Here is a 22,687-nt window from a genome sequence, read left to right on the forward strand (position 1 = left end):
ATTTAAAACCACAAATGAGTTAATTTCAATAGCAATGCGCATATTTTATTACCTTTTTGGTAATTCACCAGATGTAAAAAAATGCGCTACTGCGCTCCCGGTGTTAACCGCGAAATCCAGGAGGTATCTCGCTGTCTGGTTCTGGCACTGCGTTAACGTCACGCTGCTGAGTTCTCGCTGGCTTTGACCTGGAGAGTTGAACACTGCGAGCCAGTTTCTGCTGCCACTGGTCGTGGTGAAATGCTTTCCCCTCGGCTTTCCAGTACGTGATGAAATCCGCAAGTTCAAATTGCGTCACATCAGTTTTCAGGTTTACCCCCCATAGCGCAGCTCGTTTGGTGAAATCAGGATCCGGTGTCCAGCTATCAGGCATGGTGAATTTACCCAGCGAACCAGATCCGCCTGGTGGTGCATATCCATCAGTACCAGAATTTGTTGCATGTGGATCTGGCTCTTCACATCCTGAGTTATCCACAGGCTGATTTTTCTCGTCGCCTATGTGTGGGGTTTTATCTTTTAGATCTTCTCTTCTCTTCTCTTCTCTGGTCCGCTTTTTGTCCGCTTCTGATGCGGACGCTTTGCGGACATTTCTCTTCCTGTCTGCGTCCTGTGCACGACGCTTGGCAGACTGTCCGTTATGGGCTTCAAAGCGCGGCATTACTAGGCTTTCGCCTTCTTCTTCCAGCCATCCTACAGCCATCATTGCACGCGCAAACCCGGGGAATCCGATCAGGTCGTCGAGAGTCTCCGCACTGTATCCGTCAAGAAAACCGTCAACAGAGTGGACATCAAAAAGACACCATGCGGAATGTAGTCCGCCAACTATCCGCAATCTGTCCGCTTTCAATGCGGACGACATGCGGACAACTTTAGGATGCGTGTGCAGGTCGGCACGCATTTTTATCCAGTCACCGGCCATCATTCACCTCGCCTTGTAACTGTACTAATGTCAGGTTTCCACAAAAAACAGCGCCAGTGTCGATGTACATCTGGTTGGCGTATTTCAGTGGTTGACGTGCAGGGGTGTGGCCGAATATGAAAAGGTCAGCTCCGATGATTTCATGATGATATCCGTCCTGCGCATTGGCTATTCGTTCTCTGTTCCAGATAACCATTTCTTCTGGCACTGGCTTGTCGAAAGAATATTCGTTGTACGGGTAGTCAGCGTGGCAGATGACAATTTTACGGTCGCCGGTAACCAGCTCGATGATTAGCGGCAACTCTGCTGCTTTATGGACAAGCGCCTTAGCCAATACCTCTTTTTCGTAGTCGAGATAAAAGAACCATCCACCACCATTTACCAGCCAGTGATTGACGTTTCCATGTTCTGACAGGCCATCAATCATCATCTGCTCATGGTTTCCACGTACGGATCGGAACCATGGCATAGTAATAAGTTCAAGGCATTCAACGTTTTCAGCCCCGCGGTCGACAAGATCACCAACAGAGATAATCAGGTCTTGTGCCGGGTCGAACTTCAGGTCATCCAGCTTTCCCATCAGATTTGTATAGCAACCGTGCAGATCGCCAACTACCCATATATTTCTCCAGTCAGCGCCGTTAATACGTTGATAGATATTCATGTTGCCTCCCGCGCGTTCCTCAACGCAGCAGCGAACTCATCACGGTGACGATGAGCACTATTCATTGCGCACTCAACACATGTTCCGTTCAGAACGTAGCGCTCAGCACGGTGACCATTTCGGCATTCTTTACCGGTATAAAAGCGATTAAGGCCAGCTTTTGCTGCCTCCATTCTGGTGACAATCTTCACAGGAGGTGCCTCCTTTTTGTTATGGATATCGGTAATTTTGCACTAAGACGAAAAAAGATCAACCGTATATGGTTTTTTATTACCAGAAAGGTGTTTTATGCAGGAAGGAGCCGCCAGGGGATGACGGCATTGATGGGTTCAGAAGGATTATCGGTCGTAGAAGAAGAGCACTAATTCAGGTTTAGACTTTGTCCATTCTCGGGAGCGGCACGCTTTAAAAAGACCTTCCATCAGACGCTTACCCGGCATCTTACGGCGGCCAGTCAGGTGCGTCTGGATGTAATGACTGGTGGTTCCGGCTTCAACTGCAAATGCTTCACGCTCATCAGGAGACAGCCCCAGCCAGTGCTTTTTGAAATCAAATTTTTTTTCGTCACTCATATTTTGCTTATCTCAGCCTGTCTATTCATATCTGAATTATTACCTTTCTGGTGAAAAAATCAATGATTATTACCATTATGGTAACTTTACCTTTATGGTAATATTCATTTAAATTTAGAAGGTTAGGTAATAATAAATGGGCAAATACAATAGCTATGAAAAGTATTTATGACATAAGACGCAAAAACCTTAACGAAATCATTCGCAGGGATTTCGATGATACCCAGTTACGCTTTGCAGAACGGGTGAAGCGTTCGCAGAACCTGGTCAACAGGTGGTGTACTGGTATCAAAAATATCGGACCGAATGCCGCGCGTATCATTGAAGAAGCAGCACGCAAGGAAAAGTTCTGGCTCGATGTCGATCACGAACTGGACGCAGTACAGGCTGATATCTTTATTCCGACCACTGAAGATGGCGAATGGACTGTAGAGAAGCAGGCCGCCGCCACGCTCAATGCCTGGATGAGAAAGAACAGTGAAATGACATCCGAAAAGAAAGTTGCTGTTGCAGCTGGCATTGGCCCGGCCACCGTTAACCGCATCATGAAAGCGGAAGTCAGCACAACTATCGGCGTTCTTTCCTCCCTGGCGCGCGCGTTCGGGCATGAAGCATACGAGATGATTATTCCCGTCGGTGCGCCGGGTGTTATCGACTATGACCACCGGATGTATGCAGCTCTGCCACAGGAAGAGAAAAACAAGATCACCTCATTCATCAATTTCGTGTTTGAGCAGAACAAAAGCAAGTAATCCCCCGCCATTCTGACGCTTTACCTGCCCAATGGCGGTAAGCTCACGCCTCACGCAATTACCAAAATGGTAATTTTTTCTCGTCATACCTATTGACACAATCACTTTTTGATCTGATTATTACCCAAAAGGTAATACATGAGCACGTCGCTCAGGCAGAAACCACCACTTCGTGGATTTCCTGCATCTTCAAGTATTACCAAAACGGTAATAGTGAGGTTTATATGCAGTGGAAAATCATCAACGGTTGGTACTGCGTTACAGCTTGCGGGCTGATGAGCTGGAAGTTTCGCACGCTGGGTGAAGCAATGAACTGGGTATTCGTCAGCAAGCTGGCGGTAAAAACGGAAATGGATATGGGGGTGAGCAAGTGAACACACAACAGATTAACAAGCTGAACAATATCGCGGCCATGTTCAGCAATGACTACCAGTTGTCATCTGAACTGTATGACCGCCACGTTGAGCTGATCGAAGTAGTCGCTGGTTGCGAAATGGAAGAGTCATTCAAACGCGCCATTCTCCGTGCCGGTGTTCGTTATGAAGTTCTCGAGGCGGCAATTGAAAGCGATGATTTCGAAGAGCTTATGTCGTCATTCAAACGTGAATTGACTGGCGTCATCGCCCGCCTTGACCTTGCTGACCAGATCGACAGCAAAAGGAATGCGGCATGAAACCAACGCTCCTCTCATTGCTGCGCGGAGGAAAACACAGCATCCGAGACATGGCAAAGATTCTTGGTATTTCAAGATCGAAGGTTTCTTGGTTCATCGCTGAGCTTGAACGTCGCAAATGGGTAGAAGTAACCAGGTGCGCAATATGGTTTCACGATGGAACCCGCTCCAACAAGCAGAACGAATACAAGGTGAAGTTATGAATACCGGTATCTATTTTGACATCAGCAATGAGGACTACCACGCCGGTGACGGCGTGAGTAAGTCACAACTGGATATGGTGGCCAAGAACCCTGCCCTTCTGAAATGGGTCAAGGCAGCGCCGGAAGACGAAGAGAAGAAGTCCGCGCTGGATATGGGTACCGCCCTGCACTGCCTGCTACTGGAGCCGAAGGAATTCGATAAGCGTTTCATCGTGGCGCCACAGTTCAACCGCCGCACAAATCAGGGAAAAGCAGACGAAGAAGCATTCCTGAAAGACGTTGCCGGTATGGGGATGACGGTGATGGATGCCGAACAGGGGCGGAAACTGAAACTGATGCGCGACAGCGCAATGGCCCACCCTGCGGCGAGGTGGATGCTGGAAGCACCAGGCCACTGTGAAGCGTCGATGTACTGGAATGACGAAGAGACTGGCGAGTTGTGCCGAATACGTCCTGATAAGTGGCTGAATGAACACAACGTGATCGTCGACGTGAAAAAGGTTGCAGACATGGATCGCTTTGCACGTCACATCGAGGAATTCCGCTACCACGTTCAGGACGCCATGTACAGAGAAGGCGCATTGAAAGTAACCGGGCAGCCTCACGGATTCTTCTTCCTGGCTGTGAGCGAAACCATCGACTGCGGTCGATACCCGGTCCGCGTATTCGAGCTGGATGCGCCGGACGTTGACGCCGGGCACCAGTTATTCCGCAGGGATCTGAACACCTATCACGAATGCCGCATCAGCGATGAATGGGGCGGCGTGGAAATTATTAAACGCCCTGAATGGGCACGCAAACAGGATATGTACGTATGAGCAACGATATCGCAATCACATCACAGCCAGGCGCTACTGTAGGGACCGCTGCGGCAATCTTCAGTCCTGAAGGTATGAATCAACTGGTGCGCTTCGCTGAGTTGATGGCAGGCAGTAAAGCTACCGTACCTGCTCATCTTGCAGGTAAGCCGTCCGACTGTCTGGCAGTAACCATGCAGGCTGCACAGTGGGGCATGAACCCGTTCGCTGTTGCGCAGAAGACGCACGTTGTAAACGGAACTCTTGGCTATGAAGCACAACTGGTTAACGCCGTCGTGTCGTCTTCAAACCTGCTTTCAACTCGCCTGAATTACCGCTGGGATGGTGACTGGTCAAAGGTGAATGGCAAGAGCGACAAATCTCCATCACTGACTGTAACAGTATCGGCAGTACTGAAAGGCGAAGCAGAGCCGCGCGAGCTTACCATCAGCATGGCTCAGGCAGGTGTCCGTAACTCTCCGCTGTGGGAACAGGATCCGCGCCAGCAGCTTGCTTACCTGTGCGTTAAGCGTTGGGCGCGTCTGCATGCACCTGATGTTCTGCTCGGAGTATACACCCCTGACGAATTGCAGGAGGCAACACCTCGCGTTGAGCGTGATATCACACCTCCGGCGGCAACGGCTCAGGGCATGAATAGCCTGATCAATTCAAAGCCAGAGCAGAAGCAGGAAGAGCGTCAGCAGCATAAAGACGATCGCGGTCCTGAAGAGATTCTGCACGCATTTTCCGGCGCGGCGATGAACTACAACACCCAGGCTGACCTGGACAAAGCATACAAATACGTTGCCCAGAAACTGGCTGGTGATGATGACCTGCTGGCAAAAGCAACTGACGTATACACCATACGCTGCGACGAACTGAACGAAGTACCGATGTAATCACCACTGCGGCGCCACGCGCGCCGCAAATGCAAGAGAGGTAATGATGAAAAGAGCATTTGGCAAAAAGGAACTGATGGCAGTGGTGCCGGTATCGATGAGCACCATTGACCGCATGGAGCGCAATGGCGAGTTCCCGCAGCGCTTCTGGATCACAGATAAACGCTGTGCATGGAACGCTGAAGAGGTTGAAAACTGGCTTGATGAGCGCCAGGCCACCAGCCCGGCAGAGTTCACCGGAAAAAAGCCGCCGGTTGATCAGCGTGTTTACCGCCCAGTAAGTAACGCCGCATGACAGCGCTGATCAGGCACTGGGAAAAATGGTCAGGATGGTACTTATTCCTGACCGCCGTTTCCGCCTGGCTGTATCTGCTGGCGGTAATTTTCAGAGAAGGCTGGATCCGATGAGCAAATTAACCCGTCTTGAAAAGTATCACCTTAACTATGTGTCTCAGCGTCAGGCTTCAAAGGTTGTCGCCGTAACTCCGGCGGCGATGGAGGTAGAAAAGCGCGCTGTTGAGCGTGAATCGAAAGGCCAGTACCGCATCGCGGCCAGACTCTGGTTGCTGTGTATGGATGTAGCGGTAGGTGAAGTGGAGCGCGCCAGAATAGCGATACGCCGTGATCAGTGCATATCGAGAGGTAACGGCCTGCGCCGTGGCGAATACGCAGGAATCGGATGTCGCGGGGTGGTGTATGACTAACCCCCACGACAATATCCGCGTAGGCAGTATCACGTTGGTTTATTCCACATTGCGCCGAGGGTGGTTGGCACCCGGCGGCCAGGTTATCAGAAACCCATTAAAGGCTCAGCGCGTGGCTGAGCTGATGAACAGCAAGAAGGTGGCAGCATGAACAAGGCATCACCAGCAGATTTAAGAAAGTGCCTCGAGGCTGCAAATATGCTCGCCTCGTTCGGCATCCGATTTGTTCCTATGCCAGCAGCCACAGACGCGGAGTACGCAATGCTGTCTGCAATGTTCATGGACAAATTGGAGTCTCTTGCGGTAGAAGCTGAGAAGTCGGAAGGCGGTGCCGCATGACCGGTAAATACACCCTGATTTATGCTGATCCTCCATGGACATACCGCGACAAAGCAGCCGACGGAGAGCGCGGCGCCGGGTTCAAATATCCGGTGATGAACGTGCTGGATATCTGCCGCCTGCCAGTGTGGGATCTTTCCGCAGACGATTGCCTGCTTGCAATGTGGTGGGTTCCGACTCAGCCGGTTGAGGCTTTGAAAGTGGTCGAAGCATGGGGATTCAAGCTGATGACCATGAAGGGATTCACCTGGCACAAGACGAACAAGCACAAAGGAAACAGCGCGATCGGAATGGGACATATGACCAGGGCGAACAGTGAAGACTGTCTGTTTGCGGTGCGCGGTAAACTTCCTGCCCGCATGGATGCTTCAATCTGCCAGCACGTTACGGCGCCTCGCCTGGAGAACTCGCGCAAGCCGGACGTAATCCGGGAAAAACTGGTTCAGTTGCTTGGCGATGTACCTCGCATTGAGCTATTCGCCCGCCAGTCGTCACATGGCTTCGACGTATGGGGTAATCAGTGCGACGGTCCGGCGGTGCAACTTCATCCAGGTTATGCGCTGGATGTTACAGGAATGGCGCTGGCATTCTCAAATGCTCCGCTATCACCATCAGATAATCAGGGGCGGGAGCGTGCAGCATGACCATGTTCAATGAGGCGGAGTTAATCCGCCAACTGGAAGAGCAGCGCGCTGTGATTGTGCAGCGGGATAGCGTGATCCAGCAACTTCACTCTGAAGTTGCTATGCTCACCAAGGCACTGAAAAGCGCGCAACAAAACATCTTACCGTGTGAAAATCAACATCTATGGATTTGCCCATATTGCGGCGATATCCACGATAGCAGGATAGGATGTAAAGAAACAGGGAGCGTAATATTTATCAATCATTAACCTTGTTCACTCATCCACCGTTCAAACTTCGACGGGGAGAACGGCACCAGGTCGGCGTGCTCCCCGCTAATCCAGCCATCAACCATATCCGCCCACTGCTGCAACATGTAGGCGCGCTGCCTGGCGTACTCCGCTTTGTTGTATACCGCACGCACTCCCTTTTGCTCATGCGCCAGCGCCTTTTCTATCCAGTCAGATGGATAACCAGCCTCATGCAACAGCGTGCTGGCTGTGCGGCGCAGGTCGTGCACTGAGAAATCATCCAGATGCCCGCCAGCATCATTTACCGATTCGACAGTGACATTGATCAGTCTGTTCAGTGCTGCATTGGATAACGGCTTGCTGACCGAATAACGCCCTGGCAAAAGGTAATCACTTCCACCAGCGCACATCTGCAGGCCAACCATGAGATCCTGCGCCTGCTTTGGCAGATAGATAACGTGCGCACGGCTTCCCTTCATTCGTTCCGCCGGTATCGTCCATGTCCATTTTTTGAAATCGACTTCTGACCATGTGGCGTGGGTGAACTCGCTTTTGCGAACCAGGGTGAGCAGCACCAGTTTTAATGCCAGTTTCATTGTGGCCATAGCCCCGACATTATCCAGCGCCCGGAAGAATACGCCTATCTCTTCAGGTTGCAGCGTGCGGTCGCGCGGCTTGAACATGGCTATTGATGAAGGCTTGATGTCAGCAGCCGGATTAAACAGACCATGCCCGCGATCATTAGCGTGACGATATACACTGCTGATTATCTCTCTGGCTTGCACTGCCGTCGCCCGGCCGCCACGTTCAACAATGCGATCGCACAGGTCACGCACCATGCCAGTGGTTATCTCGGCCATCATTTTGTTACCCAACACCGGCATGATATCGCGATCGATAACGGCCTGTTTCATCGCCCTGGTACTGTCAGCCAGAATGACGTGCTTCATATAGCTGTCGGTATGTACCGCGAATGTCTCAGCACCACGGATCTTTTTGATACCGTCACGTTTCGCCGCAGCTGGCGACTGACCTGCCTTTAACAGTTTTTTGGCAGCAATGAGTTCTTCTCGTGCTTCTGCCAGGCTGATACCGTCACGACCGTACTGACCGATGACCAGCGTTTCCCGGCGCCCGTTAATGCGGTAGTCGTACCGGAAAGAGACAGAGCCGGAAGTAAGCACCGCAACATACAGCCCGTCACGATCCGAAACCTTATACAGTTTGTCCTGCGGCTTGAGGTTTTTCAGTTTGGTATCAGTAAGCACAATTCACCCGTAAAGCATCCATGGTTTGACGGTATGAAGAGTATACCTTTAGGGTAATACCGTCACCTGTACCGATGAAAAATGTGAGATAGAGTGAATAGATATGATGTGATATAAAGAAAAACCCCCTGTAAAAACAGAGGGTTGATTGCATAACTGAATAGAAATGATTAGCCGTGAGTTAGCTGTACATCATTCCCACTCAATCGTAGCTGGCGGCTTACCGCTGATGTCATACACCACGCGGGAAATACCGTTAACTTCGTTGATAATGCGGTTAGAGACGCGGCCTAAGAAGTCATACGGCAGGTGCGCCCAGTGCGCGGTCATAAAGTCGATGGTTTCAACAGCACGCAGGGAAACAACCCAGTCGTACTTACGGCCATCGCCCATGACGCCAACGGAACGTACCGGCAGGAACACGGTGAACGCCTGGCTCACTTTGTTGTACAGGTCAGCGTTGTGCAGTTCCTCAATGAAGATAGCATCCGCACGGCGCAGCAGGTCGCAGTACTCTTTCTTCACTTCGCCCAGCACGCGTACGCCCAGACCCGGCCCCGGGAATGGGTGACGGTACAGCATGTCGTACGGCAGACCCAGTTCCAGACCAATCTTACGCACTTCGTCTTTGAACAGCTCACGCAGCGGTTCAACCAGACCCATCTTCATCTCTTTCGGCAAACCGCCCACGTTGTGGTGAGATTTGATGACGTGCGCTTTACCGGTGGCAGAAGCCGCGGATTCGATCACGTCCGGATAGATGGTTCCCTGCGCCAGCCACTTAACGTCTTCCAGCTTCAGCGCTTCTTCGTCGAAGACTTCCACGAACACGCGGCCGATGATTTTACGTTTAGCTTCCGGATCGTTCTCGCCTTTCAGCGCGTCCAGGAAACGCTTTTCACCTTCAACATGAATGATGTTCAGGCCGAAATGGTCGCCGAACATATCCATCACCTGCTGAGCTTCGTTGAGACGCAGCAGACCGTTGTCGACGAACACACAGGTCAGGTTTTTGCCAATTGCACGGTGCAGCAGCATCGCGGTGACGGAGGAGTCAACGCCGCCGGAGAGGCCGAGGATCACTTTATCAGTGCCAACCTGCTCACGAATGCGGGCAACGGCGTCATCAATAATTTTTGCCGGGGTCCACAGCGCTTCACACTGGCAGATGTCGCGCACAAAACGCTCCAGCATGCGCATCCCCTGACGGGTGTGGGTAACTTCCGGATGGAACTGTACACCGTAGAAACGTTTTTCCTCGTGCGCCATGATGGCGAACGGGCAGTTGTCGGTGCTGGCAACGGTCACGAAACCTTCCGGAATAGCGGTCACTTTGTCGCCGTGGCTCATCCACACGTCCAGCAGTGGTTTGCCGTCTGCGGTCAGAGAGTCTTCAATACCGCGGATCAGCGCGCTGTCGGTCTGAACTTCAACCTGCGCATAGCCGAATTCACGTTCGTTAGAACCTTCAACATGACCACCGAGCTGCATTGCCATAGTCTGCATGCCGTAGCACACGCCGAACACAGGCACGCCCGCAGTGAAAACGTATTCCGGCGCACGCGGGCTGTTTTCTTCAGTGGTGCTTTCCGGACCACCGGAAAGAATGATACCGCTTGGGTTGAATTCGCGAATTTGTGCTTCCGTAACATCCCACGCCCACAGTTCACAATAGACGCCCAGTTCACGTACGCGACGAGCAACCAGCTGAGTGTACTGAGATCCGAAATCAAGGATGAGAATGCGATGTTTATGAATATTGTCTGTCATTGACGCTAATTCCGAGGCAAGTGAAACAAATTCGCCCGGCATATAGCCGGGCGCGGAAACTTATCAGGAGCCCATGCGGTAGTTAGGGGACTCTTTGGTGATGGTCACATCGTGAACGTGACTTTCCTGAATACCCGCACCGCTGATACGTACAAACTCTGCTTTTGTTCGCAGCGCGTCGATAGTACCACAGCCGGTCAGACCCATACAGGAGCGCAGGCCACCCATCTGCTGGTGAATGATCTCTTTCAGGCGACCTTTATACGCAACGCGACCTTCGATACCTTCCGGGACCAGTTTGTCAGCGGCGTTATCGCTTTGGAAATAACGGTCGGAAGAACCTTTGGACATCGCGCCCAAAGAGCCCATACCACGGTATGATTTGTAAGAACGACCCTGATACAGTTCGATTTCGCCCGGAGATTCTTCAGTCCCCGCCAGCATAGAGCCAACCATCACTGCAGAAGCACCCGCAGCGATCGCTTTTGCGATGTCGCCGGAAAAACGAATACCGCCATCGGCAATAACCGGGATACCAGTGCCTTCCAGCGCTTCAACAGCGTCAGAAACGGCGGTGATCTGCGGTACACCTACGCCGGTAACGATACGGGTAGTACAGATGGAGCCTGGGCCGATACCGACTTTAACAGCGCTGCAGCCGGCTTCCGCCAGCGCGCGAGCGCCTGCACCAGTCGCAACGTTCCCCCCGATGATCTGCAGATCCGGGTATTTAGCACGAGTTTCACGGATACGCTGCAGTACGCCTTCTGAGTGACCGTGAGAGGAGTCAATCAGCAGTACATCAACGCCAGCGGCAACCAGCGCGTCAACACGCTCTTCATTACCCGCACCTGCGCCTACAGCAGCCCCAACGCGCAGACGACCATGCTCGTCTTTACAGGCGTTAGGTTTACGTTCCGCTTTCTGGAAATCTTTAACGGTGATCATGCCGAGCAGATGGAAGCTGTCGTCAACAACCAGCGCTTTCTCGACGCGTTTTTCGTGCATTTTGGCAAAGACAACATCGCGTGCTTCGCCTTCACGAACGGTCACCAGACGCTCTTTCGGCGTCATGTAGACGCTAACCGGCTGATTCAGATCAGTCACAAACCGTACGTCACGACCGGTGATGATGCCGACCAGTTCGTTATCTTCAGTCACTACCGGGTAGCCTGCGAAACCGTTACGCTCGGTCAGTTCTTTTACTTCGCGCAGAGTGGTGGTTGGCAGTACGGTTTGTGGGTCGGTCACGACGCCAGATTCGTGTTTCTTCACGCGACGAACTTCTTCCGCCTGGCGCTCAATAGACATGTTTTTGTGGATAAAACCAATGCCGCCTTCCTGGGCCAGGGCAATTGCCAGGCGCGCTTCCGTCACGGTGTCCATTGCTGCGGAGAGCATAGGAATGTTCAGGCGAATGGTTTTCGTCAACTGGGTGCTGAGATCAGCAGTATTCGGCAGAACGGTAGAATGAGCGGGAACGAGGAGGACGTCGTCAAACGTCAGGGCTTCTTTTGCGATACGTAGCATGGGCAATATCTCACCTGGGAGGTTATTAAATATTGCCGCGGCATTATACAGAACGTAACCGATTGCATCCACACTTTTTTGCAAAAAAACCTTGCGCTCCTCTGTGAGCATGTTACTTTCGACTGAATAACTTGCTGATTTAGAATTTGATCCCGCTCACATGTTATCCTCTCAGACCACCTCAATTTTTACCGTAAGCCGCCTGAATCAGACGGTTCGTTTGCTGCTTGAGCAGGAAATGGGACAAGTGTGGATCAGCGGTGAAATTTCGAATTTCACTCAGCCGTCCTCCGGTCACTGGTATTTCACGCTCAAAGATGACACCGCTCAGGTACGCTGCGCGATGTTTCGCAACAGCAATCGCCGGGTAACGTTCCGACCACAGCACGGTCAGCAGGTACTGGTACGCGCCAACATTACATTGTACGAGCCGCGCGGCGACTATCAGATAATTGTTGAGAGCATGCAGCCAGCGGGCGAAGGTTTGCTGCAGCAAAAATATGAGCAACTCAAGGCCAAACTGCAGGCTGAAGGGCTATTCGATCAGCAGTTCAAAAAAACGCTGCCCTCACCGGCCCACTGCGTCGGGGTAATCACCTCTAAAACCGGCGCCGCGCTGCACGATATCCTCCACGTCCTGAAGCGTCGCGACCCTTCCCTGCCCGTTATTATCTACCCGACCGCAGTCCAGGGCGATGATGCGCCAGGGCAGATCGTTCGGGCCATTGAACTGGCGAACGCGCGGGGCGAGTGCGATGTGCTGATCGTCGGGCGCGGCGGCGGCTCGCTGGAAGATTTGTGGAGCTTTAACGACGAACGTGTAGCACGGGCGATCTTTGCCAGCCGCATTCCAGTCGTCAGCGCCGTCGGCCATGAAACCGATGTCACTATTGCCGATTTTATTGCAGATTTACGGGCACCTACGCCGTCGGCGGCAGCAGAAATTGTCAGCCGTAATCAGCTTGAACTGCTGCGTCAAATTCAGCATGGTCAGCAGCGTCTGGAGATGGCGATGGACTACTACCTCGCCAATCGTACTCGTCGGTTTACCCAGCTTCATCACCGCTTGCAACAGCAGCATCCGCAACTGCGTCTGGCCCGTCAACAGACCGTGCTGGAACGACTGCGTCAGAGAATGAACTTCGCACTTGAGAATAAGATTAAACAGGCAAATCAGCGTCAGCAGCGCATGCTGCAGCGTCTGAATCAGCAAAACCCGCAGCCGCGTATTTACCGTGCGCAAACACGCATTCAGCAACTGGAATACCGCCTGGCGGAAAATATCCGTGCGCGTTTAAGCGAACAGCGCGAGCGTTTTGGCAACGCGGTTACCCATCTTGAGGCAGTCAGCCCACTGGCCACGCTGGCCCGCGGTTATAGCGTGACGACCGCAAAAGAGGGTGAAGTGCTGAAACAGACTAAACAGGTTACAGCAGGTGATGTGCTCACCACCCGCCTGTCTGACGGATGGGTGGAAAGCGAAGTGAGAGCTGTCACGAAGACAAAGAAAACACGCAGGAAAAAACAGGATTAAAGCGGCACAAACGCCACGCGTTTCTTCGAGATAAGGCCATGACCGTTCTGGCAGAAATAATCCACCGCACCACAGGCTTTAAGCACCTGCAGTGGCTGATTGCACTCCGGGCAGTGCGCTTCTAACTGAATATCTTTATTACAGTTATCACAGTGCGCCATACCGTTTTGCGGCTCCAGCTCTGCATGACAATCCGGGCAAATAATAGACATAGCGACTCCAGTACAGGGATCCATTACTGCGCTGAGTTTAACACGATGCGTTTAATGCCGCCCGCGTAACTGCTGCTGTAACGTTAACAGGCACTCCACTTCCTCCAGCCTGCGCTGCGTCGTGCGGCTCACTTCCTGTGGGCTGCGTTCAAACAGACTTTGCGCGCCCAGAATATGCTCCGCCAGACAATGGGCATATACGCTACCAGGCAGACTCCAGCGTTGTACAACATCACCGTCAATCAATTCGAGCACATCCTCGACACCACGGCGATCATGGCTAATGACACGACCATCGCGCAGACAAAGGCGCAGGCCTTTTTGTCCGCCAGCCGGCCCCGCGTATTTATTCAGCCAGATGTCCAGCGGAATGCCGCTAATCTGTCCCTGCAGATGCGCCTCTCCTTCTGCTGTGGTCAGGTCGCCCTCTACAATATTTCGTCCCAGACGGTCTTTAGCGCTCTTCACCTGCAAGGTCATACTGTCATTACCGCCCAGGTAACGCACTGTTTCACGCAGCATTGCCAGTACATGTGTGCCAATGTCCAGAATCACACCGTCCGGATGACGAAGCTCACGGGTATCCGGCTCACCGGTGGCAAAGTTTAGCGCAATAGGTTCTCCAACAGCGTTAAACCCGCTCGGTTCCTGCAAAAAACCGTCGATTTTAGCAATGTGTGAAAAGTGAGAGACAAGTGCCTGTTGCGGATTATCGCCCTGCCACTGCGCTCCGAGTTTGCCCAACGCCAGCTGCATTGCGCCATTGCGTGCCATCCAATGGTCGAGTGCCAGCACGCGGTTGGCAGCATCCGGTTGAGCCAGCAGCGTTTTCAGTTTTTCAATTTGGGAAAGCGTGGCGACAATAGGCTTTTCGACCACGATACGAGCGATGGGAGCCGCCAGCGCCTGTTCAAGCACATCAAGGTGATGCAGGGATGCGGTGGTAATAAACAGGGTATCAAGCGGCATTGCAAGAAGTTCAGCGAGCGACGTACAGCGTGTCACGTCTGCGGGCTGCTTTGCGGGTTGAACATCAAATCCCACACAGCGTAGTGCATCACCGAACATATTACGTAATGCGGGCAAGTATGCCGTTTCAACGACTGCACCAAGCCCAACAAATCCTAACAGCATGCTCTTACCTCGTTAATTGAATAGCCGGGACATAACGTCTGCCCCGGCACAATCGAGGTGTTATCAGGCGCTAGTTGCCGGTTTAGTTTGCGTATTCTCCAGCATGCGACGAATCGGAACAATGAGGATGAGCAGTACCGCAGCACAGATCAGCAGCGCAATCGAGCAGCGTGCGAAGAGATCCGGCAGCATATCCAGTTGGTCAGCCTTCACATGACCGCCAATCAAACCTGCGGCCAGGTTGCCCAGCGCACTGGCGCAGAACCACAGGCCCATCATCTGCCCGCGCATTCTTTCCGGCGCCAGCAGCGTCATTGTCGCCAGACCGATCGGACTCAGGCACAGCTCGCCAAGCGTCAGCATCAGGATACTGCCCACCAGCCAGAATGGAGAAACGCCTGCCCCGCCGTTACTGAGAACGTTTTGCGCCGCCAGCATCATCAGACCGAAGCCTGCCGCCGCAAAGAGGATACCGATAACAAACTTGGTGATGCTACTCGGGCGAATATTCATGCTTGCCAGCTTCGGCCATGCCCAACTGAATACCGGTGCCAGCAGGATAATAAACAGCGCGTTTATCGACTGGAACCAGACCGCCGGGATTTCAAAATCACCGATCATACGGTTAGTGTAGTCGTTGGCGAACAGGTTGAACGAGGTTGGCTTCTGCTCAAACGCGGACCAGAAGAACGCGGCGGAAACCAGCAGGATAAAGCAGACCAGCAGTCTGGCGCGCTCTTTACGGTTCAGACCGGCAAAGATGAACAGGTAGATAAAGTAGAGCGCAACGGAGGCTGCAATCACGTACACCAGCATGCTGGCAACCGCGACCGGATTAATTACAATCACGCCTTGCGCTATCAGCGTAACGATAACCGCCGCACCGACGGCCAGCGCCAACAGCCACGCGCCCACACCGTTACGTTTCACTACCGGGCTATTCCAGGTGGAGTCGAGCCCCACTTCGCTGTCGTAGCGTTTCATTGATGGAACGGCAAATACACGGAAAATGATCAACGCTACCAACATCCCGATACCACCGATGCCAAAGCCCCAGTGCCAGCCGTGGGTTTTAATCAGCCAGCCGGAAATCAGCGGCGCGATAAACGACCCCATGTTGATGCCCATGTAGAACAGCGAGAAACCGCCGTCGCGACGCGCATCGCCTTTTTTGTACAGCGTGCCAACCATGACCGAAATACAGGTCTTAAACAGACCGGAACCGAGCACGATAAACATCAGACCAATAAAGAACAGGTTGTTCCCCATAATGGCGGAGAGCGCAATTGACAGATGGCCGAGGGCAATCAGGATGGAACCGTACCACACCGCTTTCTGTTGGCCGAGCCAGTTATCCGCCAGCCAGCCACCCGGCAGCGCAGCGAGGTACATCGTACCGGCAAAGATACCCACAATCGCCGAAGCATTTTCACGTGCCAGCCCCATGCCGCCGTCATAAACGGTAGCAGCCATAAACAGGATCAGTAACGGGCGAATGCCATAAAACGAGAAGCGCTCCCACATCTCTGTGAAGAACAGCGAGCCGAGCGGATAAGGATGGCCGAAGAAAGTTCGGCTTTCTTTTTGATTAACAGAGGATTGCATAATTCTCCCGAAAGTTATGTCGTCGTGTGTGTAAACACCGCGATGTACGCCAGCCAGTTACGTATCTGACCGATTTTTTACATGCGGCGAAAATTTATTTAACCATTTGATAACCTAAGGCTAGTTTTGTCTAGTACCAGCCCCCGGACTTTAAGACGAAAACTCGACAAATGTCTACTTTCTTAGATTTAAACTTGGTAAAAAATGAATAGTGATTGACATCGCACGGGCTGAGGCTGGCGATGGAACGTCGAAAAAAAACCCGCGACAAGCACGGGCTTTTATCAGCATCAGCAACGGTTACTTGCTTTTTTTGATGTGTTTTATCAAACGCTTACGTTTACGCATCTGCGTCGGCGTCAGCGTATTGCGTTTGTTCGCAAACGGGTTTTCCCCTTCTTTGAACTGAATGCGGATCGGCGTCCCCATCACATCCAAAGACTTACGGAAATAGTTCATCAGATAACGCTTGTAGGAATCTGGCAGGTCTTTAACCTGGTTGCCGTGAATCACCACGATTGGTGGGTTATAACCACCGGCGTGGGCATATTTCAGCTTCACACGACGACCACGCACCAGCGGCGGCTGATGATCTTCTGCCGCCATAGTCATAATACGCGTCAGCATCGCGGTGCTGACGCGACGGGTGGAGCTGTCATACGCTTCGCGGACCGATTCAAACAGATTACCCACGCCGCTGCCGTGCAGCGCAGAGATGAAGTGTACACGCGCAAAATCAATAAAGCCCAGACGGAAGTCCAAAGTCTCTTTGACCTGCTCTTTCACTTCCTGCGTCAGGCCATCCCACTTGTTGACCACAATAACAAGTGAACGCCCACTATTGAGGATAAAGCCCAGCAGCGACAGGTCCTGATCGGAAATACCTTCGCGCGCATCAATCACCAGCATCACCACGTTGGCATCTTCAATCGCCTGCAGCGTTTTGATAACTGAGAATTTTTCTACTGCTTCGGTAATTTTGCCGCGCTTACGCACGCCCGCGGTATCGATGAGCACATATTCGCGCTCATCGCGTTGCATCGGGATATAAATACTGTCACGCGTGGTCCCCGGCATGTCGTAAACCACTACGCGGTCTTCGCCGAGAATACGGTTAGTAAGCGTGGACTTACCTACGTTCGGGCGACCAACAATCGCCAGTTTGATCGGCAGGTCCTGCGGATTGAAGTCGTCTTCAGGCTCCTCTTCGCCGTTCTCTTCGGCTTCCAGTTGCGCCCAATATTCTGCATCTTCATCCACTTCTTCCTGAGGAGCAACGTCATCCATCCACGGCAGCAGAACATGCTCCAGCAGGCTGAGAACGCCACGACCATGGGATGCCGCGATCGGATAAATTTCACCCAGACCCAGCGAGTAGAAATCGACGACCGCCTGATCAGGATCGAGTCCGTCAGTTTTGTTGGCTACCAGGAACGTCGGTTTCTGGCGCGAACGCAGATGTTTCGCAATGGCTTCATCCGCAGGCATCAGGCCAGCACGCGCATCTACCATGAACAGCACAACGTCCGCTTCTTCGATCGCCAACAGCGACTGTTCCGCCATGCGGGTTTCTACACCGTCTTCGGTGCCATCAATACCGCCGGTATCAATACAGATAAACTCGCGGCCTTCAATTTCCGCACGACCGTACTTACGGTCACGAGTCAGACCCGGGAAATCCGCAACCAGCGCATCTCGGGTGCGAGTTAGACGGTTAAATAACGTGGATTTGCCAACGTTAGGGCGCCCGACAAGCGCGACCACAGGTACCATGTTTAAAGCCTCATTTAATAAATCATCAGACAACGGGCACATTTTTTGCGCCGTTGTTAAAAACAGTAAAACGGCCCCTGCACCAGGAGCCGTTTTTCAAAGTGAGCGGCCGGGACGATTAACGCGTAATAGAGTACAGCGTACCGTCTTTCGCCTGGATCAGCAGTTTACCATCAGCAGAGACCGGCTCGGTCAGGAAACCAGAGCTGTCAACTTTCTGCTGGGCGACAAAGCGGCCATCGTCAACGTTAATCCAGTGCAGGTAGCCTTCGCTATCACCCACGACCAGATTGCCGTTATACAATACCGGGGACGTCAGCAGACGGTGCAGCAGATCGCTTTGCGTCCACAGCGTCACGCCGCCATCGGTGGTTAGCGCCAGTACACGGTCGTTCTGGTCAACCAGGTAGATACGGTTACCGTCGACGATGAAATCATTCACTGAGCCCAGTTCACGTTTCCACATGATCTGGCCGCTGCGCAGATCCAGCGCCGTCAGGTTACCATTATAAGCCAGCGCGTAGACAACGCCATTGACGATAACCGGCGTGGTATCAACGTCGCTCAGACGATCGATTTCCGTTGGACCTGTCGCCTGAGAAATACGCTGCTGCCAAATCATCTGGCCCTGCTGCATCAGCACGGCGCTTACGCGGCCGTTATCACCGCCAACGATAGCTGCGCCAAAGGCGGTCGCTGGGGCAGATTCGCCGCGCAGAGACAGAGAAGGCATGTCGAGGTTAACGGTCCATTTGATAGCGCCGTCAGCTTCGTTCAAGGCCTGCAACTGACCGTTACTGGTGTGGATTAATACCACGCCATCGCTCACAACAGGACGAGACAGCGCTTCACCGGCAACTTTCGTCTGCCATGCGGTGGTACCATCGCTGGTGTTCAGCGCATAAACCTGCGCTTTTTCGCTGCCAATGTAAACATGGCCACCGGACACGGTTACACCGCCAGAAAGCTGTGCAGATGCGCGGGAGAACCAGCCGTCTTTCTCACCCAGATTAACAGACCAGACTTCTTTGCCGTCGTCCGCATTCAACGCCTTAACGATGCCGGCGCGATCGGCTGCATAGACAACGTTATCCGCCAGCGCAGGATGAAGATTGGAATAGAAATCACCAATACCGTTACCTACAGAGGTGCTCCAGTCCGTAGACGGAGTAAACTGGTTTTCAACCACCGGTAATGGGGACATCTTAACGACATCTTCTTCGCCACTAAACAGTGAACAGCCGCTCAATAGGGTAACGGAAAGCAGCCCTGGCAGAAGTAATTTACGCAATTGCATCGGGTCCCTCTCAGATGGACAAATTATTGATTTTCATCTGCATCATTTCGCTCAGAGCAGGAGAGGCATCGCTTTTCACGCCCGCTTCCCATGCGCTACGCGCACCTTGTTTATCGCCTTTGCTCAGCAATGCTTCACCGCGCAGGTCGGCAACAATGGCCGTCCACCCTTCACCTTTAATGGTGTCGAGTGTTTTCAGCGCGGTATCAGCCTGTTTAAGCTGAACCTGAACACGAGCCAGACGCAGGTTAATCACCGCTTTGAGATTCTCATCGCTGGTCGCTGCTAAGCCTTGTTGCAGCTGGCTTGCGGCTTTCTCAAGTTCATTTTGGTCAACAAACTGCTGCGCCAGTTCCAGTGAAGCTAACGCGCCGTAGGTATTTTTGTTTTCTGCGGCAAATTTCTCTGCAGCAGGAAGGCTATCCGGTTTACCCGCGCTAACCGCAGTCACCGTATTTTGATATGCCAGAGAAGCAGAGCGTGCGGACTCCGTCTGATGGCTGGTCCAGTAACGCCAGCCAACCAGCGCGCCAACCCCTAAAATGACCCCAACAGCCAGCGCTTTGCCGTTTTCAGCAAAGAAGCGTTTTACTGCATCAATCTGGTCGTTTTCGTTCTCGTAAATTTCCACGCTGTCCTTCTCCTTAGCCCAGTAGAGTGCGCAAATGCGCGGCAACGCTATCCTGCGCTACTGCCGTTTGCTCACCAGAGCGCAAATCCTTCACTACAACAGTACCGTCAGCCACTTCGGACTCGCCCAGTACCAGTGCAACGCGGGCGCCCCACTTGTCGGCGCGGGCGAACTGTTTCTTAAAGTTGCCGCCACCGTGGTTTGTCATCAGTTTCACACCAGGAACTTCATCGCGCAGACGTTCTGCAAGCCGCATTGCAACCGACTGCGTATCCGCCCCCGAAGCGACCAGGTATATATCGACAACAGGATCTGCGTTAAATTCCGGATTAACTGCCTGAACTAACAAAACAAGTCGTTCCAGACCCATGGCAAAGCCCACGGCCGGCGTTGCGCGACCGCCAAGCTGCTCTACCAGACCGTCGTAACGCCCACCGGCACACACGGTACCCTGAGAGCCCAGGCTGCTGGTGACCCACTCAAATACGGTGCGGTTGTAATAATCAAGACCACGAACCAGACGCTGATTGACGGTGTAGGCAATACCTGCGGATTCCAGCAGTTTGCACAGGCCCGCAAAGTGCTCGCGAGAGTCGTCATCAAGATAGTCGCCCAGTGCAGGTGCGTCGTTGAGCAGCGCCTGTACTTCCGGGTTTTTGGAGTCGAGAACGCGCAGCGGGTTAGTGTACATACGGCGCTTGCAATCTTCGTCCAGTTTCTCTTTGTGCTGTTCCAGGTAGGCGACCAGCGCATCACGGTAGTTAGCGCGGGCTTCAAGCGAACCAATTGAGTTCAGCTCAAGTCTGACATGTTGAGAAATACCCAGCGCGCGCCACCAGCGAGCGGTCAGCATAATCAGTTCAGCATCGATGTCCGGGCCTTGCAGGCCAAACACTTCGACACCCAGCTGATGGAATTGACGATAGCGCCCTTTTTGCGGACGTTCGTGGCGGAACATCGGCCCGATATACCACAGACGCTGTTCCTGATTGTACAGGAGACCATGTTCGATGCCGGCGCGTACGCAGCCCGCAGTCCCTTCAGGACGCAACGTCAGGCTGTCGCCATTACGGTCCTCAAAGGTATACATCTCTTTTTCAACCACGTCGGTGACTTCACCGATCGCGCGTTTGAATAACGGGGTCTGCTCTACAATCGGCAAGCGGATTTCACTGTAACCGTAGCTGCCGAGCACGTTTTTGAGAGTGCCTTCAATGCGCTGCCAGATGGCGGTTTCGCCAGGCAGATAATCGTTCATGCCGCGAATGGCTTGAATGTTTTTTGCCACGTTTATTCTCTTTATGAATATAAAAATGAACCCTCAGCGCTAACCCGAACAATGCGGGCGCCATGCGGGTTCAATCATACACGGGAAGCACGCCGCTTCCCATCACGTTGTTATTTTTCAAGCTGCTGCACGTCAATACGACGCGCTTCGTCCAGGATACTCGCTTTGGCGCGAATGCGGGCTTCAAGCTGCGTAATCATATCGTCGTTATCGAGTCGATCCTTACGCACGCCGTCTTCATACAGACCGCTTTTCTTGTTACCGCCCGTGACGCCCAGCGTAGAAACCAGCGCTTCGCCAGGACCGTTCACCACGCAGCCGATGATCGAAACATCCATTGGCGTAATGATATCTTCCAGACGTTGTTCCAGCGCGTTAACCGTACCGATAACGTCGAACTCCTGACGCGAGCAGGTTGGGCAGGCGATAAAGTTGATCCCGCGCGCACGAATGCGCAGCGATTTCAGGATATCGAAGCCAACCTTGATCTCTTCCACCGGATCCGCTGCCAGAGAGACACGCAGCGTATCGCCGATCCCTTCGGACAACAGCAATCCTAAACCGATCGCTGATTTTACCGCCCCGCTGCGTGCGCCACCGGCTTCGGTGATCCCCAAATGCAGCGGTTGATCGATCTGTTTCGCCAGCAGGCGATAGGATTCTACGGCGAGGAAAACGTCAGACGCTTTAACGCTGACTTTGAATTGATCGAAGTTCAGACGATCGAGGTGATCCACATGGCGCATAGCGGATTCCAGCAGCGCCTGCGGCGTCGGTTCACCGTATTTTTCCTGCAGATCTTTTTCCAGCGATCCGGCGTTGACGCCGATACGGATAGGAATATTTTTATCACGAGCGCAGTCCACTACCATGCGGATACGCTCTTCATTACCAATATTGCCTGGGTTGATACGCAGGCAATCGACGCCGTATTCCGCCACCTTCAGCGCGATACGATAGTCGAAGTGAATATCGGCAACCAGCGGGACATTAACCTGCTGTTTGATAAGCTTGAACGCTTCTGCGGCATCCATTGTCGGTACAGAGACACGAACAATATCTGCGCCGACGCGTTCCAGCGCTTTGATCTGATTAACCGTCGCTTCCACATCTGTGGTACGCGTATTGGTCATAGACTGTACGGCGATGGGCGCGCCATCGCCGATCGGCACATTCCCAACGTAAATGCGTGTCGATTTTCTACGTTGAATTGGAGCCTGGTTATGCATTAAAAAATCTCCCGCATTGC

Annotated in this window: 27 protein-coding genes; 13 read left to right on the forward strand and 14 right to left on the reverse strand. The window is 52.8% G+C overall.

All coding sequences use genetic code 11. The features are described 5' to 3' along the window. Positions 1–103 precede the first annotated feature (103 nt). The 3 genes from ABIE10_RS12395 to ABIE10_RS12405 all read right to left on the reverse strand — a co-directional run bounded on the left by ABIE10_RS12395 (position 104) and on the right by ABIE10_RS12405 (position 2,155). Complete coding sequence (locus ABIE10_RS12395) at positions 104–919, reverse strand: DnaT-like ssDNA-binding domain-containing protein (protein WP_429155967.1); 816 nt, start codon at positions 917–919, stop codon at positions 104–106. Beyond that, entirely contained in the window at positions 909–1,583 is a 675-nt protein-coding gene (locus ABIE10_RS12400) for a metallophosphoesterase (RefSeq protein WP_429155874.1), read from the reverse strand. Before ABIE10_RS12400 ends, ABIE10_RS12395 begins: the two co-directional genes overlap by 11 nt. Positions 1,584–1,921: 338 nt before the next feature. Further along, on the reverse strand, positions 1,922–2,155 hold the full coding sequence (locus tag ABIE10_RS12405) for a hypothetical protein (RefSeq protein WP_001278768.1): 234 nt from the start codon (positions 2,153–2,155) through the stop codon (positions 1,922–1,924). A gap of 155 nt (positions 2,156–2,310) precedes the next feature. On the opposite strand from ABIE10_RS12405, the gene ABIE10_RS12410 reads away from it, so the two are divergent. The 12 genes from ABIE10_RS12410 to ABIE10_RS12465 all read left to right on the forward strand — a co-directional run bounded on the left by ABIE10_RS12410 (position 2,311) and on the right by ABIE10_RS12465 (position 7,414). Further along, entirely contained in the window at positions 2,311–2,907 is a 597-nt protein-coding gene (locus tag ABIE10_RS12410; RefSeq protein WP_429155876.1) for a helix-turn-helix domain-containing protein, read from the forward strand. Positions 2,908–3,131: 224 nt separating this feature from the next. Continuing rightward, positions 3,132–3,281: a hypothetical protein gene (locus ABIE10_RS12415; RefSeq protein ID WP_001198622.1), complete on the forward strand. Its 150-nt coding sequence runs from the start codon at positions 3,132–3,134 to the stop codon at positions 3,279–3,281. Further along, the gene (locus ABIE10_RS12420; protein WP_429155878.1) at positions 3,278–3,580 is read left to right on the forward strand and encodes a hypothetical protein; all 303 of its coding nucleotides are present in this window, start codon (positions 3,278–3,280) and stop codon (positions 3,578–3,580) included. Before ABIE10_RS12415 ends, ABIE10_RS12420 begins: the two co-directional genes overlap by 4 nt. Next, positions 3,577–3,783 (forward strand): MarR family transcriptional regulator, encoded by a 207-nt coding sequence (locus ABIE10_RS12425; protein ID WP_052904554.1) that lies wholly within the window; start codon positions 3,577–3,579, stop codon positions 3,781–3,783. Before ABIE10_RS12420 ends, ABIE10_RS12425 begins: the two co-directional genes overlap by 4 nt. After that, entirely contained in the window at positions 3,780–4,601 is an 822-nt protein-coding gene (locus ABIE10_RS12430; RefSeq protein WP_003037794.1) for a PD-(D/E)XK nuclease-like domain-containing protein, read from the forward strand. Before ABIE10_RS12425 ends, ABIE10_RS12430 begins: the two co-directional genes overlap by 4 nt. Beyond that, on the forward strand, positions 4,598–5,479 hold the full coding sequence (locus ABIE10_RS12435) for a RecT family recombinase (RefSeq protein WP_071650650.1): 882 nt from the start codon (positions 4,598–4,600) through the stop codon (positions 5,477–5,479). Before ABIE10_RS12430 ends, ABIE10_RS12435 begins: the two co-directional genes overlap by 4 nt. Before the next feature lie 46 nt (positions 5,480–5,525). Then, positions 5,526–5,774, forward strand: a complete 249-nt coding sequence (locus tag ABIE10_RS12440; protein ID WP_000816432.1) for a helix-turn-helix transcriptional regulator — start codon at positions 5,526–5,528, stop codon at positions 5,772–5,774. Between the two features lie 109 nt (positions 5,775–5,883). Beyond that, entirely contained in the window at positions 5,884–6,183 is a 300-nt protein-coding gene (locus ABIE10_RS12445) for a PerC family transcriptional regulator (protein WP_042306773.1), read from the forward strand. Next, positions 6,176–6,334 carry a DUF1317 family protein gene (locus tag ABIE10_RS12450; protein WP_221693961.1) on the forward strand — a complete coding sequence of 53 codons (159 nt, stop codon included), beginning with the start codon at positions 6,176–6,178 and terminating at the stop codon, positions 6,332–6,334. Before ABIE10_RS12445 ends, ABIE10_RS12450 begins: the two co-directional genes overlap by 8 nt. After that, positions 6,331–6,522 (forward strand): DUF1382 family protein, encoded by a 192-nt coding sequence (locus tag ABIE10_RS12455; RefSeq protein ID WP_139935676.1) that lies wholly within the window; start codon positions 6,331–6,333, stop codon positions 6,520–6,522. Before ABIE10_RS12450 ends, ABIE10_RS12455 begins: the two co-directional genes overlap by 4 nt. Beyond that, on the forward strand, positions 6,519–7,166 hold the full coding sequence (locus tag ABIE10_RS12460) for an MT-A70 family methyltransferase (RefSeq protein WP_429155881.1): 648 nt from the start codon (positions 6,519–6,521) through the stop codon (positions 7,164–7,166). Before ABIE10_RS12455 ends, ABIE10_RS12460 begins: the two co-directional genes overlap by 4 nt. Then, on the forward strand, positions 7,163–7,414 hold the full coding sequence (locus ABIE10_RS12465; RefSeq protein ID WP_429155883.1) for a hypothetical protein: 252 nt from the start codon (positions 7,163–7,165) through the stop codon (positions 7,412–7,414). The genes ABIE10_RS12460 and ABIE10_RS12465 overlap by 4 nt, the downstream gene beginning before the upstream one ends. Here ABIE10_RS12465 and ABIE10_RS12470 read toward each other — a convergent pair. The 3 genes from ABIE10_RS12470 to guaB all read right to left on the reverse strand — a co-directional run bounded on the left by ABIE10_RS12470 (position 7,411) and on the right by guaB (position 11,964). Further along, positions 7,411–8,664 (reverse strand): tyrosine-type recombinase/integrase, encoded by a 1,254-nt coding sequence (locus tag ABIE10_RS12470; protein WP_429155885.1) that lies wholly within the window; start codon positions 8,662–8,664, stop codon positions 7,411–7,413. The genes ABIE10_RS12465 and ABIE10_RS12470 overlap by 4 nt on opposite strands. Positions 8,665–8,856: 192 nt before the next feature. Then, a complete protein-coding gene (gene guaA, locus ABIE10_RS12475; RefSeq protein WP_016153990.1) occupies positions 8,857–10,434 on the reverse strand; it encodes a glutamine-hydrolyzing GMP synthase in 1,578 nt (525 codons plus the stop codon). A 63-nt stretch (positions 10,435–10,497) separates the two neighbouring features. Continuing rightward, positions 10,498–11,964, reverse strand: a complete 1,467-nt coding sequence (guaB, locus tag ABIE10_RS12480; RefSeq protein ID WP_019077375.1) for an IMP dehydrogenase — start codon at positions 11,962–11,964, stop codon at positions 10,498–10,500. A 160-nt stretch (positions 11,965–12,124) separates the two neighbouring features. Here guaB and xseA point away from each other — a divergent pair, with 160 nt between their 5' ends. Further along, positions 12,125–13,498 (forward strand): exodeoxyribonuclease VII large subunit, encoded by a 1,374-nt coding sequence (xseA, locus tag ABIE10_RS12485; RefSeq protein ID WP_080860045.1) that lies wholly within the window; start codon positions 12,125–12,127, stop codon positions 13,496–13,498. Here xseA and ABIE10_RS12490 read toward each other — a convergent pair. From ABIE10_RS12490 to ispG, 8 genes are all read right to left on the reverse strand, one after another. Beyond that, on the reverse strand, positions 13,495–13,710 hold the full coding sequence (locus tag ABIE10_RS12490) for a zinc ribbon domain-containing protein (protein WP_016157125.1): 216 nt from the start codon (positions 13,708–13,710) through the stop codon (positions 13,495–13,497). The genes xseA and ABIE10_RS12490 overlap by 4 nt on opposite strands. Positions 13,711–13,761: 51 nt before the next feature. Beyond that, entirely contained in the window at positions 13,762–14,844 is a 1,083-nt protein-coding gene (locus tag ABIE10_RS12495; RefSeq protein ID WP_153690145.1) for a Gfo/Idh/MocA family oxidoreductase, read from the reverse strand. Positions 14,845–14,907: 63 nt separating this feature from the next. Next, positions 14,908–16,449 (reverse strand): peptide MFS transporter, encoded by a 1,542-nt coding sequence (locus ABIE10_RS12500; protein ID WP_235116935.1) that lies wholly within the window; start codon positions 16,447–16,449, stop codon positions 14,908–14,910. A gap of 300 nt (positions 16,450–16,749) precedes the next feature. Further along, positions 16,750–18,222 (reverse strand): ribosome biogenesis GTPase Der, encoded by a 1,473-nt coding sequence (der, locus tag ABIE10_RS12505; RefSeq protein ID WP_016153996.1) that lies wholly within the window; start codon positions 18,220–18,222, stop codon positions 16,750–16,752. 118 nt (positions 18,223–18,340) lie between these two features. Further along, entirely contained in the window at positions 18,341–19,519 is a 1,179-nt protein-coding gene (bamB, locus tag ABIE10_RS12510; protein WP_153690144.1) for an outer membrane protein assembly factor BamB, read from the reverse strand. 10 nt (positions 19,520–19,529) lie between these two features. Beyond that, complete coding sequence (locus ABIE10_RS12515) at positions 19,530–20,150, reverse strand: YfgM family protein (RefSeq protein ID WP_016157128.1); 621 nt, start codon at positions 20,148–20,150, stop codon at positions 19,530–19,532. A gap of 13 nt (positions 20,151–20,163) precedes the next feature. Beyond that, positions 20,164–21,438 carry a histidine--tRNA ligase gene (gene hisS / locus ABIE10_RS12520; RefSeq protein ID WP_429155890.1) on the reverse strand — a complete coding sequence of 425 codons (1,275 nt, stop codon included), beginning with the start codon at positions 21,436–21,438 and terminating at the stop codon, positions 20,164–20,166. Positions 21,439–21,548: 110 nt separating this feature from the next. After that, entirely contained in the window at positions 21,549–22,667 is a 1,119-nt protein-coding gene (gene ispG / locus ABIE10_RS12525; protein ID WP_016154000.1) for a flavodoxin-dependent (E)-4-hydroxy-3-methylbut-2-enyl-diphosphate synthase, read from the reverse strand. Between the last annotated feature and the right edge of the window lie 20 nt (positions 22,668–22,687).

Origin of the sequence: Citrobacter sp. 506 (assembly GCF_050434985.1) — a bacterium.
Classification (GTDB): Bacteria; Pseudomonadota; Gammaproteobacteria; order Enterobacterales; family Enterobacteriaceae; genus Citrobacter; species Citrobacter braakii.